Source organism: Sporosarcina sp. Y1011, from assembly GCF_057669885.1.
In genome coordinates this window covers 314,460-330,150 of the sequence record NZ_JBYHFP010000004.1, presented here as the reverse complement: position 1 = coordinate 330,150, position 15,691 = coordinate 314,460, and the positions used below count along the sequence as shown (strand labels likewise).

Sequence of the window (15,691 nt, the reverse complement as noted above, 5' to 3'; positions counted from 1 at the left end):
TCTTTTGGAAAATTAATGAGTGAAAAAGTTATGTTGGAATTTATCTAGAGAAAGTCTTATCGCCTTTAAGTGGTGGTTTGAATGCGGAGAATACATCTAATTTTGATATGTATTTACGTTTTAAGGCTTCGGTAAATACAGTTGGATTTGTTAGGATGTTTAATGAGCAAGCCTATTTCAGAATCTAGTTATATTTTCAAGGAAATGCAATTAATTTGTTTTTTTATTAAAAAAGGTATGAATTTATGGGTATGATTGAAGGTATAGGATTGGAGTTGGAAACGCATGACTGAATTTAAATTAGTAGCAACCTCTGCAATGGGACTTGAATCACTTGTTGCGGATGAAGTAAAAGCACTTGGGTTTAAAACAACTTCAGAAAACGGTAAAATTTATTTCCAAGGCGATGAATTGGCGATTGCGAAAACAAATTTGTGGCTTCGCGTAGCGGACCGTGTTCGAATAGTTGCGGGCGAGTTCCAAGCTACAACATTCGATGAACTTTTCGAGCAGACGAAGGCAATTCCATGGGAACGTTTTCTGCCGGTCGACGCTGAATTCCCAGTTGCAGGTAAATCAGTAAAATCTACATTGTACAGTGTTCCTGATTGCCAAGCAATTGTGAAAAAAGCGATTGTAGAACGATTAAAAATTGCTTATAAAAGAATCGGTTTTTTTGATGAATCGGGTCCTTTATTCAAATTAGAAGTATCAATTTTAAAAGATAAAGTGACATTGACAATTGATTCAAGTGGAACAGGATTGCATAAACGCGGTTACAGACTCGCGCAAGGTGATGCACCATTAAAAGAAACATTAGCAGCGGCACTGGTGAAAATTTCACGCTGGAATCCTGATCGGCCTTTCGTTGATCCGTTCTGCGGTTCAGGAACAATTGCGATAGAAGCCGCGATGATAGGGCAAAACATTGCACCGGGATACAACCGCGAGTTCCTAAGTGAAGAGTGGCCGTGGATCAACAAAAATATTTGGGATCAGGTTCGGGAAGAAGCGGAAGATGTCGCGAAATATGATCAGCCACTTGATATTACAGGGTCAGATTATGATCCGAGAATGATTAACGTCGCACGGGAAAATGCAGCGGGTGCTGGGTTTGCAGATTTGATCAAATGGCAGACGTGTGATGTACGGGATTTGACTGTGGACGGCTTAAATGGCGTAATGGTCGGAAATCCACCATATGGTGAACGACTTGGTGAAGTTGAAGAAGCCGAAGAAATTACGCACGAACTTGGCCGAGTAATGAAAAATTATCCTTCGTGGTCAGTTTATATGTTGTCTTCATTAGAAAACTATGAAAAACTATACGGTCATCGAGCAACGAAAAAGAGAAAATTATTCAATGGTTTTATTAGAACTGACTTGTATCAATTCTGGGGACAACGTCAATAACTGATAATATGCGGAAGAGGGAAACTCCTCTTCCTTTTGCATGTAAATAGGAAGGGGTATACGATGAAAAGTAAGATGCCATTCCCGTTATCAAAAGAAAAATCGTTCTATGAATCCTTGAATGATTGGATAGGGGATACATTGTACGATGATCTAACTGAAAAAGGTTTTGAATGCAGGGATGAACAAATTTATATGGCTTTCCAAATTGAGCAGGCATTGAAGGAAAAGAAGGTATTGTTCGCTGAAGCAGGTGTAGGTACAGGGAAAACAATCGCTTATCTGCTCCCCGCAATTGCCTATGCTCGTTATACAGGTAAACCAGCCCTCATATCATGTGCGGATGAAACTCTCATCGATCAGCTTGTAAAAGAAGACGGTGATATTCGTAAAATTAGTGAAGCACTTGGTCTTGATATAGATGTACGCTTAGCCAAATCACGAGATCAGTATCTCTGTCTAAAACGTTTAGAAGAAGCAGGTAATACGATTGATGAGGATTATATTGATGTCTTAGCTGATGGACTACCAGATTTCGTTTATGGTAATGCATCTTTACAATCAATAGGTCCTTATGGTGTGCGTTCAGATTATCCGGACATGAGTGATGAAGAATGGAAGACAGTGAATTTTCACCCCATCCAGCAATGTGCTGCATGTGATATCCGAAACCGATGCGGTCAAACTATTCACCGAAATCATTATCGTGAAGCAGTTGAACTAATTATCTGCTCACACGATTCATATATGGAACATATTTGGACGAAAGATTCTCGGAAACGTCAGGGACAGTTACCGTTATTGCCTGAAGTATCTATGATTGTATTCGACGAAGGCCATCTTCTTGAATATTCAGCACAGCGGGCATTGACATATGAGGTTCAAAACAGTACCCTATTAAATTTGCTAGAGCGAATAATGGTTGATCGTATAAGAGAAACAACTCTTCTACTCATGGAACGTTTAATTGATTCTCATGAAGCATTTTTTGCATTGCTGAATGTTCACGCGGATGAAACCGGTAATGAACGTAGAGCAATCGAAAAAGCACCGGCTCTTATTGAAATCGGTAAAGAGGTAGTGAAGATTTCAAATGCACTTCTTGAAGAATTCGTTTTCGAAGGTGAATTGTATATTATTCCGGAATACGATTTGAGAATGGTCGAAGAATACCTAGATCAATATATCTACTCGATGGAACTCTTTACTTCTAATAATGACGCAGTAGACTGGCTTGAGAACCGTCAAGACGAATCGACGCTCGTTATTATGCCGCGTCTTGTAACAGATATATTGAGGGAAAAACTGTTTTCATCGAATACCCCGATTGTTTTTTCATCAGCAACTTTATCGGTTGGTGAAACGTTTAACTATTTAGCTGACGGGCTGGGCATTCATGACTACCTATCATTTTCTGTGGATTCTCCATTTGATTATGATGAAGTAATGGAAGTGCTGGCAACAGATGTTGAAGCGGGTGGGAAAGCAAAACAAGCACTTGAGCTCTTAAAAGATGGTAAACAAACACTAATTCTCTTTAAATCAGAGCGGGCAATGAATCAATTCAAGGAAAAAGTACCTGTAGAGTGGAAAAAAAACATCGCATTCGAGGGAGAGAGGGAATTATCTTCAATCGTACGTGATTTTCAACAAAAAATAGTTCCTGTTTTATGCTCTTACCATTTATGGGAAGGACTTGATATTCCTCAAGATGCTTTAACGCGAGTCATTATTTATGACTTACCATTACCGCCATCAGATCCATTGTTCGACGCGAGACGCCAGTATGCTGCTGATCCATTCCGTGAAGTAGATGTACCCTTCATGTTGCTTAGATTACGCCAGGGGGCGGGACGTCTTATACGTACATCGGATGATTCAGGGACAGTTCACCTTCTGCTTGAAGGAAAAGAACAAGAAATGAAAGCGGAAATTGAAGGTATTTTCCCAGTGAAAATGAAGATGACGAACTAAGATTATAGCCAGGGTTTTCAATGTATATCATATAAGGTTTTTCAATTAACAAACGAGGACGTCCAGTTGGGCGTCCTTTTTAGTTGATTGAAATAAGTAGGTTGATACAATGAATTGTCTAGATTGAGGGTAATAAATATAGAGGGTTTAGAATATTACTTAGTGAATCTGAAGATATACTAGCAACGATATTCATTTGGAAAACTATATTTAACCAAATTATGATAGTATTGAGTCCAATATAGTAAAAGAGGGGGAATGAATTTGTCTACTGAAGAGAATTTTGTGGCGTTGTTAAAAAAAATGAGTGCATATTCGGAAGCGATTTCAATCATGTATTGGGATATGCGTACAGGAGCGCCGAAAAAAGGGATTTCAGCGAGATCGGAAGCTGTTGGCACCTTGTCTACGGAGCTATTCAAATTGAGTGTATCTGCAGAAATGAAGGGTTATCTAAAGGAACTTGGCAATAGAAAAGAAACGCTTAACCCGATATTATTAAAAACGGTTGAAGAAGTGAAAAAAGTCTACGACTTGAGTGAAAAAATCCCTGCAGAAGAATATCGTGAATTTGTTGTCCTGACTTCTCAATCAGAATCGGCTTGGGAAGAGGCAAAAGATAAATCCGATTTTGATATGTTCCTCCCATATCTTGAAGAAATTGTGGCAACTACGAAAAAGTTTATCGGCTATTGGGGCAATGAAGGTGATAATGCTTACAATATACTTCTCGATCAATACGAGCCGGGGATGACAACGGATATTATCGATGAGGTTTTTAACCAACTGAAGGAAACAATTGTGCCGTTGGTAAAGAAAATTTCAGAGCTGGATAATCAACCCGATACGTCTTTTCTATTCAAACATTTCTCGAAAGAAAATCAGAAATCGTTCAGTCGTGAGGTATTGAAACAACTTGGCTACGATTTTGAAGCGGGTCGTTTGGATGAAACCGTTCATCCATTTGCAACAGGCATAAATATCGGCGACGTCCGTATTACAACAAAGTACGATGAAAATGATTTTCGTTCGGCTGTGTTCGGGACGATTCATGAATGTGGGCATGCACTATATGAGCAAAATATTAGTATGGAATTAGAAGGTTTACCAGTTGCAGATGGAACTTCAATGGGAATCCATGAATCACAATCGCTGTTTTATGAACAATTTGTTGGTCATAATGAAAACTTTTGGAAGTATAATTTCAATTTATTGAAAAGGGAATCACCTGAACAGTTTGAAGATGTTGCGCTCGAAGACTTTCTCCGTGCAATCAATGTTTCAAAACCGTCCCTCATTCGGATTGAAGCAGACGAATTGACCTATCCGCTTCATATCATGATTCGTTATGAAATCGAAAAAGGATTATTCAACGGCGATTACGAAGTGAAGGATCTACCAGGAATTTGGAATGATAAATACGAAGAGTACCTTGGAATCCGTCCCGAAAATAACGGTGAAGGTGTTTTGCAAGATGTCCATTGGGCCGGTGGATCGTTCGGTTATTTCCCTTCATATGCGCTTGGTTATATGTATGCAGCACAGTTGAAAGTCGCTATGTTAAAAGATCTTCCTAATTTCGATGGGTTATGCGCTACAGGTGAATTCGGACCGATTCTTGAATGGCTGACGGAGCATGTCCATAAATTCGGTAAGATGAAAAAGCCACTTGACATTATCAGAGACACGACGGGTGAAGGATTAAATGCTAAATACCTGGCAGATTACCTGGAAGAGAAATATACAAGACTTTATAAACTATAACAGTAAAAGCAATCTCGAATGTTGGCAAACAGCGCCAAATGGGATTGCTTTTATTCTAATAGACCTTATGCCAAGGTCATCTGTAAAATATAAAACTCATGCAAGAATAGTAAAAGTATTGGCAGAAAAATTTGTACATAATATCGACGTCGAAAATGGTATGATAAGAAGAGAAATTGACGAAGGGATCGAGACTTAAATGCCAGAATTGGATAAACTTATACAAGAATCAGCTGAATATGGACTTTTATTTAAAAAGAATGACGACGAAGACCGGTATAAAAAGACCGTGTTATTCGCTAAAAAACTAATTGATAAAGAATACACGATTGGATTTGCAGGACATTTTTCTGCTGGTAAGTCTTCAATGATCAATGCTTTGACAGGAGAAGATTTATTACCGTCGAGCCCAATACCTACGAGCGCCAATATCGTCAAAATAAGTAAAACAGCCTCCGATTATGCTGTTATTCATATGACAGATGGCACAGCCGTAAAATATGGCGGTCACGGTTTTCCTGCAGCCATAAAATCGTTCAGTAAGGATGGAGTGGCGGTTTCACTTGTTGAAATCGGTCACACGGATTCCAATTTACCAGAAGGAATCACTGTTATGGATACACCAGGCGTTGATTCGACTGATGACGCGCACCGTCTATCCACAGAGTCCGCTCTTCATCTAGCCGATTTGGTATTTTACACAATGGATTATAATCATGTGCAATCGGAATTGAATTTCCGTTTCACTAAAGAGTTAATGCGGTACAACGAGAACGTCTACTTAATCATTAACCAAATTGATAAACATCGAGATAGTGAATTGCCATTTGTAGATTTTAAAAAGTCAGTCGAGGATTCATTTAGCATGTGGGGTGTCATACCCAAAGGAATTTTTTATACTTCATTGAAAGACTTAAAGCATCCATTCAATGATTTTAGTGATGTGTTATCCATTGTTGACAGTTCAATGGAAAACTCGCAAGAGAAACTCGTGAAAAATGCTAGGCAGATCCTATTGAAATTAAAGGATGAGCACAAACAATTTTTATCTGATGAAATTATAGAGCGGAAAAATAACTTTGCTGAGATCGTTACTGAAGATGAATGGGCTATGCAAGAGGAATTAGAGAAAGAAACTTCAGAGGCGAAGAAAATGCTAAACCTACTTTCGGGAGATGCATTTTCTAGCTCGTTTGAAACAGAGAGGAATGCCTTGCTGCAGGTTGCGGCAATTACTCCATACGAAACACGAGAACTGTTGAAAGCATATTTGGAGTCATTGTCGTCTCGCTTTAAAGTCGGTATCCTGTTTGGCGCAAAAAAAACCGCGGAAGAAAGAGAACGCCGAAAAATTGCACTTGCTGATAATATGGGTAAACTCGTACACGCTCAGATTGAAGTTCATCTAAAAACACTTATGAAAAAGTCATTAAAAGACGCAGGTATTTTAACGGATGACAGATCGCTTGAGATTGATAGAATCGACATGGAGATACCATTCGCTGATATTGAGAATGAATTCAATGTTTCGGATACAATTACAGGAGATACAGTGCTAAATTATGCGGAACGGATGAAAACAACTATTCATACCGCTTTTCGCAGAATAACCGATGAATGGAAACATGTTATGGCTCAAATTGCATTGAAGAATGGAGATGAGCAATCGGGTAGTCTAGAGCAGAAAGTTTATCGTTTGAATGAGAAATTATATGCAATCAAACAAGTCAATGAGGTTGCAAACCAATTGGCAAAACTGGATTATGCAAAGGACGCACCGGCCGAAGAGGTTGAAGTACTGCTCAAGCAGTGGAAAACAAAAGAAAAACTACAACTTATTGAATTTAACGAAGCAGAAGAAATAATAATAAGTGATGAAGTAGAAACCCCGTTTGAAAAAGACGAACAAATTTATGAAGTAATGGATAATTCGGCATCTGTTGTCAGTCAAGCCAATCACATTGGAAATGCTGTTGAATCGATTCCGGGTTTTCTAGAAACTGCTAATTATTTACGTAAAAAAGCAGACAGACTAGATGGGCAAGAGTTTACGGTTGCACTTTTTGGTGCATTCAGCGCTGGAAAGTCATCTTTTTCCAATGCATTACTGGGAGAAAATATATTACCGGTTTCTCCAAATCCAACTACAGCAGCCATAAACAGGATTCGCCCAATTTCTCCAGGGAAAAAAGATAGAACGGCTGATATTCTACTGAAAACACAAGAACGGATGATGGAAGACGTTTTACGTTCCTTCGAAGCGCTTGGTATCGTCGCGGTGTCTCTGGAAGATGCATTTCAAAATGCGGACGGTGCACTAAATTCGGAATTGACTGATGAAAGCTATCACATTCATAAAGCTTTTATTACCGCCTTCAAAAAAGGATACTCCATTTACAAAGAGATGCTCGGTACAGTAATTAATGTTGATCGAGAGGAATTCGTCAAATTTGTAGCAGAAGAAGACCGAAGCTGTTTTGTCGAATCAATTGACTTTTTCTATGACTGTGAATTGACTCGAAAAGGAATTACACTGGTTGACACACCAGGAGCTGATTCTATCAATGCTCGCCATACGGATGTTGCATTTGAGTACATTCGAAACGCAGATGCGATTCTTTTCGTCACATACTATAACCATGCATTTGCAAGGGCAGACAGGGAATTCCTCGTTCAACTCGGACGAGTGAAAGATGCATTCGAACTCGACAAGATGTTTTTCATTGTGAATGCGATTGATTTAGCTTCCAATAAGGTAGAGGCAAATGAGGTCAAGAATTTCGTTGGTGATGAACTTAGGAAATTCGGTATTCGAAATCCGAGGGTCCATGGTATTTCTAGCTTGCAGGCACTTGAAGCGAAATTGGAAAATCAAATGGATGAGTTCATGGCGCCATTTGAAGTTGAATTCCATCATTTTCTTGAACATGAATTGAAGGGGCTCGCGGTCCAAGCGCTCAAAGAAGAAACGATGAAAACAATCGAACGCCTTTCTTCGCTGATAACGAGAACTGAGACGAACATGACAAGAAAAGCGGAAAGGTTAGCAGAATTGAACAAGCTTGAAGGAGAAATACGTCAACATTGTGCATTAAAGTTTACAACAGTACTTACGAAATCTGCACATAATGAGCTGAGTGAACTCGTCTACTATATTTTACAACGTGTATTTTTACGTTTCGGTGATTTCTTTAAAGAGGCATACAATCCATCCGTCTTCGTCAATAATTCGGCAGATCGGGCATTGAAGGGAGCGCTTGCTGAAACTGTTCAAATGATTGGATTTGATCTGACACAGGAACTGAGAGTGACTAATTTACGGATGCTCAATTTTATGAAAAAGCAGTTAAATGAACGCCAACGGATGGAATTTATCAAATTAAACGATATGGACAGATCGATTGCGCCATCACCGTATGAATCGCAAGATGCTGATATGTTATCATTTGAAACACCATTCGAGGACCCGAACGTTTATAACAGTGTGAACAGATTATTTAAAAATCCAAAATCCTTCTTTGAGCGTGGAGAAAGAGATATATTGAAAAACAGGCTTGAAGAGTTGCTGAAAACAGATGCATCTACGTACTTGGAGAAAGAAAAAGAACTCCTTGAAAAGTGGACTGATCAATGGATTGACAGTGAGGCGGAAGGACTTAGACAACACTTGCTGAAAGAAAGTCTGAATCAAATCACTTCCGAACGGACACTACTTCAAAGCACAGAGCAACTGGGCGTATGGCGTACTATTTACGAGGAAATACAAGTAGAGGAGCTGGTATGAGTGCCAAACGTTTTTGTTTCAGTAGAAGACATTAATTATGAATTGACGAAATGGGTAGACACCCGCTTTTCATTGAAAGATGCAACCGAAGGACAGCGGAAATTCGATGAAAATCATGTAGTAGGTGCAATTTACTGGAATCTTGAACATGATTTGTCTGATATGACGAAAATGGCAGGAAGGCATCCATTACCTGAGAAGGAAGCACTCACTAGGCTTTTCAGAGTTAGTGGATTATCCATCGATGACCAAATCGTCGTTTACGATGATGGGGGAAGTCCATTTGCAGCACGAGCATGGTGGTTATTACAATATGCAGGATTCAAAAAGTCATTTATTGTGCTTGAAGGTTTCGATGCGATAAAAGAGGCAGGCATTCCGGTAGATAATAATAGACCACAGCCACAACCGAGTTCCGTAATACCTGAATGGGACGAAGCAATCTATGCTCCCAGAAATTTTGTTGAAGAAACGGTCGCTGGTAAAACGGCTAATATCCTTCTAGATGCTCGATCAGCGGAGAGGTTCCGTGGCGAAACGGAACCTCTTGACCCAATTGCCGGCCGGATTCCGGGGGCATTGAACTTTGACTGGGAACAACTAAAAGAATCGGGTATTTTCAAAATAGATGAAGCAGTTAAAATGGAATTGAACAAGGTTGTTGGTTCGAACGACCAGGTAACTGTTTATTGTGGAAGCGGCGTAACGGCAGCACCACTATATGCCATGCTTAAACAGCAAGGTTATGAATTTGTCCGTTTGTATATTGGTAGCTACAGTGATTGGATTTCACGCGTGGGGACGGAAGTTGAACGAGGATAAGTTATCCCTGTGACAAAAGTATTTTAAATGAGTAAATGAAGTAGAACCGACCATTCTACACATTGAAGAATGCTTATAAATGGATTGGCGAGTGGGCTGACACAGAAGGTTTTTAATTAAGGTGTATTAGTAAGATATGGAGGAAACAAATTTGTATTATGCATTACTTGGAGATATCCATTCATCAAAAGAAGATTTAGAAAAAGTACTCGCTGATATTGTAGTAAAATCACCTGAAGCAACTATTGTTGGCACAGGAGATTTGTATGAGTGCATAATTAGTAAAAGAGATATCACGGAAAAGAAATTTACGAAGCTTCAAGACGTAATGATTATTCCGGAGGGTTTTACTGAGCTGCTACCATTCCTCTCAGTCAGAGGAAATCAAGAAGAAAGAATTGTTTTAATCACTGAAACAGAAAATCCCCTCAGAGAAAAATTAGCAACAATGCCAGAGACACTTGATATTCATCGCGCCAAAATCATCCATGGGCATCAATGGAAGTGGAGTGGGGAGCCGCGTTTGCCTATCTTCAAGGAAGCGGATAAATCCCTAGTATTTTATGGACATAGCCACACATCCGGAATAATGCATAATGGGATTCACCAACAAATTAAATTTGACGTCCCTTATGATGTTAGCGGGGAAAATAATCTTGTAAATGTAGGAGCTGTAAAAGATGAACGCGAATGGGTCCTGTATGATTTGTTGAATAGTACAGTTACCTTTTTGAAAGCATAATAAAAAAAAGACTGAACAGAATCTGTTTAGTCTTTTTTGTGAATAGCTTCTCGCGCAAGTGCATCTGCGGCACGGTTTTCGGAATCGGGAATCCATTTGATGAAAAAGAAGTCAAACTTATTAGCAATTTCTAGTATTTTCTTCAAGTACTCTTTATGGATTTCGTTTTTGACAAATTCTCTTTCAACGGCCATGACGACTACTTGTGAATCCGAACGCACTGATACTACGCCAGATGTCAATTTAGCTGTCTCTTCCACACCGCGTAATAGTGCTAGGAACTCTGCGGTGTGATTATCTGTTGGATTAATGCGTTCAGATAACTTAATTAAATGACCTTCACCTTTTATGAAAATGCCGATTCCGCTTTTCCCAGGGTTTCCCGCACTTGCACCATCAACGTATAATTCAATCATTTAGTAACACCTCGATCATCTAAGATGGTTGCACCAATTTACAAAGCGTATTAGAATTAATGAATCGTGTTTTTGGGAGGTTCTATAATGGATAAGACAATCATCATGAATGACATAGATGGAATTTTGGATACCTATTGTGAAGGCTGTTTCCTTAAAACGCAACTGTCAAAAGAAAAAGGGAAGCCAGGATCGCACAAGTTTTGTATTACCACGTGTACAATCGGTGAACAGCTTAAGTTTCTAGGTCAGGAAATGAATAAAATAACAAAATAATATCCCGCTGGAAATTACATCAGCGGGATTTTGCATTCAATCATTCATCACCAAGTTTTAAGACATTCGCTGCCTGAGGACCACGGTTCCCTTCGATGATTTCGAAAGATACGGACTGTCCTTCATCAAGCGTTTTAAAGCCTTCAGATAGAATACCGGTAAAGTGGACGAACACATCTTCTCCGTCATCCGCTTCGATGAAACCATAACCTTTATCATTGCTGAACCATTTCACTTTTCCCTGGTACATGTACATTCCTCCTCGGCGATTCGATGTCCTATCCATCAAACGCATGGATGTATTTACTATACATGAATCGACATTGTGCGTCAATGAGATGCCTAATTATTCAGACATAATTTTATTTAAATATTAAATATATTACAGGAGTGGTTGAATGGAACAACTAATTGTGAAATGCAGGAATATTGTTAAGGGTATATATGACAGTTTTGATGCAAGTCATGACTTTGCACATATTGAACGTGTAATGAGAAATGCGGAAGAAATTATGATTCATGAACCGTCTGTTAATCAGGACGTTGTCCGTTTTGCTGTATTGTTACACGATATAGAAGATGCTAAATACAAAACGAATGAAAATCCTTCCGTTTTGGAAATTTTACAGTCTATTGGTGCTAATGGTGAACTATCTCAAAAAGTGGAGGATTGTATTGCTACTGTATCATTCAGTGGGGGGAATGCGATAGATATCACATCCATCGAAGGGGCTATCGTGCGTGACGCAGATCGGCTTGACGCAATCGGAGCTATCGGGATTGCACGAACATTTGCGTTCGGCGGAGCAAGGGGAAGAAAGTTGTATGACACAGATGAGATCATACGTAAAAATATGTCCGAAGCAGAATATCGTAGCAAGGAAACAGCATCAGTTACACATTTTTACGAAAAGTTATTACTGTTAAAAGATTTGATGGTGACAATAGGAGGGGAAAGACTCGCACAACAGCGACATGACTATATGGTGGGTTTTTTGAATCAGTTAGAAAGGGAAATCGGCAGCTGATGGTAGTATTTCGCCTCGTTACGAACATTGATACAAAAATATCTCATTGCATTAATATAGTAGAAATGATGAGGGGGAAAGCTGTTTATCGATACAGAGCGTCTAATCATGCGTTCCATTGAAACTGAAGAACATAATCAGCTATCTTTAAAGAAAAACTACCTGACACCAATGAGATTTGGCGGCCAGGTAGTTTCTATTGTTTTATGTGTGTCATTTTGTACTAGCTAACATTAAAATTCAAGCTGTTTTGCAATGTAATCTTTTACTTCAGTAATGGGCATACGTGTTTGTTCCATAGAGTCGCGGTGACGAACAGTTACTTGACGATCTTCTTCGGAATCAAAATCGTACGTAACGCAAAACGGTGTACCGATTTCATCTTGACGGCGATAGCGTTTACCGATAGATTGTGAATCATCGTATTGGACGTTGAAATGCTTGCGTAGTTCGGCGTAAACTTCATCCGCACCATCCGCGAGTTTTTTTGACAAAGGCAAAACTGCAGCTTTAACAGGTGCTAATGCTGGGTGGAAACGGAGAACTGTCCGTTTGTCGTCGCCTTCCAGTTCCTCTTCAGCGAACGCATCGCAAAGGAACGCAAGTGTTACACGGTCTGCACCTAGAGAAGGTTCAATACAATAAGGAACGACCTTCTCGTTCGTTATAGGGTCGAGGTAGTGGAAATCTTCACCGGAATGTTCCATATGCCGTTTTAGGTCGAAGTCAGTACGGTTCGCAATGCCCCATAGTTCACCCCAGCCGAAAGGGAATTTGTATTCGATGTCAACAGTCCCATTCGAGTAGTGGGAGAGTTCATCTTCATCATGTTCACGCAGACGCATATTGTCTTCTGTTAAACCAAGGTTCAATAACCACTGTTTTGAAAAATCGCGCCAGAACGCGTACCATTCCATGTCTTCTCCGGGTTTACAGAAGAACTCAAGTTCCATCTGTTCAAACTCGCGCGTGCGGAATGTGAAATTCCCTGGTGTAATTTCGTTACGGAAGCTTTTTCCGATTTGTGCAATACCGAAAGGTAATTTCTTTCTCATCGAACGCTGAACGTTTTTAAAGTTCACGAAAATACCTTGTGCTGTTTCAGGACGTAGAAAAATTTCGTTTGCAGATGAATCAGTAACGCCTTGTGAAGTTTTGAACATCAAGTTGAATTGACGGATTTCTGTGTAGTCCAAAGCGCCGCAAGTAGGACAGGCAACTTTGTGTTCATTGATTAGCTCGGCCATTTTGTCGAACGACAGACCGTCGACAATCATTTCAATACCTTTCGCATCGAGTGCATCTTCGATTAGTTTGTCTGCACGGTGACGTGTGTTGCATTTTTTGCAGTCGATCATCGGATCATTGAAGTTGCCGATATGACCAGATGCTTCCCAAACTTTAGGATTCATAAGAATAGCTGAGTCAAGACCGACGTTATACGGCGATTCTTGAATGAACTTTTGCCACCATGCTTTCTTGATGTTGTTCTTCAATTCGATACCAAGTGGACCGTAATCCCAAGTGTTTGCGAGACCACCGTAAATATCTGATCCTGGGAAAACAAAACCTCTTTGCTTCGCTAAGTTAACTACTTGTTCCATTGACATAATTAATCCCTCCAATTAAAATAAGCACCCATCCCTGGACAATATGTCCAGGGACGAGTGCATGATAACCCGCGGTTCCACCCTAATTGACTGCGTAAACAGCCCACTTTAATAGTGCATTAGCTCCAGGTTGCCGTTTCACGTCGTTACGGGCTTCCACTGTCCCCGTTCGCTCTAATTTGACATTACTTATAAACCCATCTTCGCCTATTTAGTTCTCTTTCATATTAACATGGTTCCTCTTTCTTCGCAATAGCGGGCATCTTCGTATATAATAATCAAGGATAAACAATTGAACGCTTAGGGCGGTGACTTTTATGGAACTGAATAAGCGCCAGACGGAGATTTTTGAAATCGTTAAAGCTGATGGCCCGATTACTGGCGAGCAGATTGCAGAAAGGCTTAAGCTTGCGAGAGCAACAATCCGTCCTGACTTAGCTATCTTAACAATGGCTGGTTTTTTAGATGCTAGGCCCCGTGTAGGTTATTTCTATTCAGGAAAGAGACCCACTCAATCGGTGGCCGATAGTATGATTGGTATGAAGGTACGTGATTTCCAATCTATTCCAGTCGTTGTTGAAGAGAATATATCCGTCTATGACGCAATTTGCCAGATGTTCCTTGAAGATGTAGGAACTTTATTCGTTGTCGACGGATTTTCGCATCTTACAGGGGTTCTTTCAAGGAAGGACTTGTTACGGACAAGCCTCGGCAATAATGAATTAGAAAAAATACCGGTGCATGTTATTATGACCCGGATGCCAAACATTACGTACTGCGAAAAACAGGATATGCTTCTTCAGGTGGCAAAGAAAATGATAGATAAGCAAATAGACTCACTCCCAGTTGTTAATAAGAGCGGCGACGGACTTGAGGTTGTTGGCCGAATCACCAAAACGAATATTACCGCAGCCTTCCTTTCACTTGCGGATGACCATGAATTATGAGGGGGATACTATGAGAAGATTAACTTTATTCATCGTTTCCGACTCAGTCGGGGAAACGGCCGACCTTGTTGCAAAAGCTGCGGCAAGTCAATTCAAACAAGGACTTGAAACTATTTCGATAAAAAGATTTTCACATATTGATGATGAATCTCAACTTAATGAAATCGTTTATTTAGCGAAACAACAAAATGCGATTATTGTTTATACACTAGTAAAAAGTACGATGTGTCAGAAACTGAAAGAAGAATGTCATCTTAAAGGTATTCATTGCCTAGATTTACTTGGTCCAATTATTAAACGGATTGGTATAGAACTCGGTGAGAAACCTTTAGAGGAACCGGGACTTGTCCGGCAACTTGATGAAGACTATTTCAAACAAATTGAAGCGATTGAATTTGCCGTGAAATATGATGATGGTAGAGATCCACGGGGTATTTTAAGAGCCGATATTGTTCTCATTGGTGTTTCCAGAACTTCGAAAACACCTTTGTCACAGTATCTTGCACATAAAAGATATAAAGTTGCCAATATACCCTTAGTACCTGAAGTAGATCCGCCGGAAGAGTTGTATTCCATTGACCCAAACAAATGCTTCGGACTTGTCATATCGCCTGAAAAGCTGAACTTTATACGTAAGGAAAGACTCATCGCACTTGGTTTAAAAGATGATGCGAATTATGCGCGAGTTGATCGAATTGAAGCAGAAATCAATCATTTTAATAATGTCGTTTCGAAAATCGGCTGTACAGTTATTGATGTAACAAATCGGGCTGTTGAAGAAACAGCAAATGTTATACTAAACGAAATTACGAACCGCAACCGATAAAATCTGCAGAAGGACCACCTGTTTAAATAGGGCGGTTCTTCTTTTGCGGATGATTTAAAGTTTTTTTATCAAATATGAGCTTTGTAATA

Annotated in this window: 13 protein-coding genes; 10 read left to right on the top strand and 3 right to left on the bottom strand. The window is 39.7% G+C overall.

Going from position 1 to position 15,691, the window contains the following annotated elements:
- Positions 1 to 285: 285 nt before the first annotated feature.
- The 6 genes from AC25Y5_RS07760 to AC25Y5_RS07735 all read left to right on the top strand — a co-directional run bounded on the left by AC25Y5_RS07760 (position 286) and on the right by AC25Y5_RS07735 (position 10,499).
- On the top strand, positions 286 to 1,413 hold the full coding sequence (locus tag AC25Y5_RS07760) for a THUMP domain-containing class I SAM-dependent RNA methyltransferase (protein ID WP_488139805.1): 1,128 nt from the start codon (positions 286 to 288) through the stop codon (positions 1,411 to 1,413).
- 63 nt (positions 1,414 to 1,476) lie between these two features.
- Entirely contained in the window at positions 1,477 to 3,387 is a 1,911-nt protein-coding gene (locus AC25Y5_RS07755; protein ID WP_488139804.1) for an ATP-dependent DNA helicase, read from the top strand.
- 258 nt (positions 3,388 to 3,645) lie between these two features.
- Positions 3,646 to 5,151 carry a carboxypeptidase M32 gene (locus tag AC25Y5_RS07750; protein WP_488139803.1) on the top strand — a complete coding sequence of 502 codons (1,506 nt, stop codon included), beginning with the start codon at positions 3,646 to 3,648 and terminating at the stop codon, positions 5,149 to 5,151.
- A 199-nt stretch (positions 5,152 to 5,350) separates the two neighbouring features.
- Entirely contained in the window at positions 5,351 to 8,935 is a 3,585-nt protein-coding gene (locus AC25Y5_RS07745) for a dynamin family protein (protein WP_488139802.1), read from the top strand.
- Positions 8,936 to 9,757: a sulfurtransferase gene (locus tag AC25Y5_RS07740; protein WP_488139801.1), complete on the top strand. Its 822-nt coding sequence runs from the start codon at positions 8,936 to 8,938 to the stop codon at positions 9,755 to 9,757.
- Between the two features lie 151 nt (positions 9,758 to 9,908).
- Positions 9,909 to 10,499: a metallophosphoesterase family protein gene (locus AC25Y5_RS07735; protein WP_488139800.1), complete on the top strand. Its 591-nt coding sequence runs from the start codon at positions 9,909 to 9,911 to the stop codon at positions 10,497 to 10,499.
- Positions 10,500 to 10,525: 26 nt separating this feature from the next.
- Here AC25Y5_RS07735 and AC25Y5_RS07730 read toward each other — a convergent pair whose 3' ends face one another.
- Positions 10,526 to 10,915: a ribonuclease HI family protein gene (locus AC25Y5_RS07730; protein ID WP_488139799.1), complete on the bottom strand. Its 390-nt coding sequence runs from the start codon at positions 10,913 to 10,915 to the stop codon at positions 10,526 to 10,528.
- An 87-nt stretch (positions 10,916 to 11,002) separates the two neighbouring features.
- Here AC25Y5_RS07730 and AC25Y5_RS07725 point away from each other — a divergent pair, with 87 nt between their 5' ends.
- Positions 11,003 to 11,191 carry a zinc-finger domain-containing protein gene (locus AC25Y5_RS07725; protein WP_488139798.1) on the top strand — a complete coding sequence of 63 codons (189 nt, stop codon included), beginning with the start codon at positions 11,003 to 11,005 and terminating at the stop codon, positions 11,189 to 11,191.
- 40 nt (positions 11,192 to 11,231) lie between these two features.
- On the opposite strand, the gene AC25Y5_RS07720 is transcribed toward AC25Y5_RS07725, so the two are convergent.
- Positions 11,232 to 11,441 (bottom strand): cold-shock protein, encoded by a 210-nt coding sequence (locus AC25Y5_RS07720; RefSeq protein ID WP_067210265.1) that lies wholly within the window; start codon positions 11,439 to 11,441, stop codon positions 11,232 to 11,234.
- A 148-nt stretch (positions 11,442 to 11,589) separates the two neighbouring features.
- Here AC25Y5_RS07720 and AC25Y5_RS07715 point away from each other — a divergent pair, with 148 nt between their 5' ends.
- The gene (locus tag AC25Y5_RS07715) at positions 11,590 to 12,219 is read left to right on the top strand and encodes an HD domain-containing protein (protein WP_488139797.1); all 630 of its coding nucleotides are present in this window, start codon (positions 11,590 to 11,592) and stop codon (positions 12,217 to 12,219) included.
- 233 nt (positions 12,220 to 12,452) lie between these two features.
- On the opposite strand, the gene AC25Y5_RS07710 is transcribed toward AC25Y5_RS07715, so the two are convergent.
- Complete coding sequence (locus AC25Y5_RS07710; protein WP_488139833.1) at positions 12,453 to 13,832, bottom strand: glycine--tRNA ligase; 1,380 nt, start codon at positions 13,830 to 13,832, stop codon at positions 12,453 to 12,455.
- Positions 13,833 to 14,146: 314 nt separating this feature from the next.
- On the opposite strand from AC25Y5_RS07710, the gene ccpN reads away from it, so the two are divergent.
- Positions 14,147 to 14,776, top strand: a complete 630-nt coding sequence (gene ccpN / locus AC25Y5_RS07705; RefSeq protein ID WP_482101836.1) for a transcriptional regulator CcpN — start codon at positions 14,147 to 14,149, stop codon at positions 14,774 to 14,776.
- Positions 14,777 to 14,786: 10 nt separating this feature from the next.
- Positions 14,787 to 15,602, top strand: coding sequence for a pyruvate, water dikinase regulatory protein (locus tag AC25Y5_RS07700; protein WP_488139796.1), 816 nt, complete (start codon positions 14,787 to 14,789; stop codon positions 15,600 to 15,602).
- The last annotated feature ends 89 nt before the right edge of the window (positions 15,603 to 15,691 follow it).

What these genes read in the sequence shown, in the direction of transcription:
- ccpN (WP_482101836.1), top strand. Translation starts at nt 14,147, where the DNA reads ATGGAACTGAATAAGCGCCAGACGGAGATTTTTGAAATCGTTAAAGCT.
- AC25Y5_RS07755 (WP_488139804.1), top strand. Translation starts at nt 1,477, where the DNA reads ATGAAAAGTAAGATGCCATTCCCGTTATCAAAAGAAAAATCGTTCTAT.
- AC25Y5_RS07730 (WP_488139799.1), bottom strand. Translation starts at nt 10,915, where the DNA reads ATGATTGAATTATACGTTGATGGTGCAAGTGCGGGAAACCCTGGGAAA.
- AC25Y5_RS07745 (WP_488139802.1), top strand. Translation starts at nt 5,351, where the DNA reads ATGCCAGAATTGGATAAACTTATACAAGAATCAGCTGAATATGGACTT.
- AC25Y5_RS07720 (WP_067210265.1), bottom strand. Translation starts at nt 11,441, where the DNA reads ATGTACCAGGGAAAAGTGAAATGGTTCAGCAATGATAAAGGTTATGGT.
- AC25Y5_RS07700 (WP_488139796.1), top strand. Translation starts at nt 14,787, where the DNA reads ATGAGAAGATTAACTTTATTCATCGTTTCCGACTCAGTCGGGGAAACG.
- AC25Y5_RS07750 (WP_488139803.1), top strand. Translation starts at nt 3,646, where the DNA reads ATGAATTTGTCTACTGAAGAGAATTTTGTGGCGTTGTTAAAAAAAATG.
- AC25Y5_RS07760 (WP_488139805.1), top strand. Translation starts at nt 286, where the DNA reads ATGACTGAATTTAAATTAGTAGCAACCTCTGCAATGGGACTTGAATCA.
- AC25Y5_RS07715 (WP_488139797.1), top strand. Translation starts at nt 11,590, where the DNA reads ATGGAACAACTAATTGTGAAATGCAGGAATATTGTTAAGGGTATATAT.
- AC25Y5_RS07725 (WP_488139798.1), top strand. Translation starts at nt 11,003, where the DNA reads ATGGATAAGACAATCATCATGAATGACATAGATGGAATTTTGGATACC.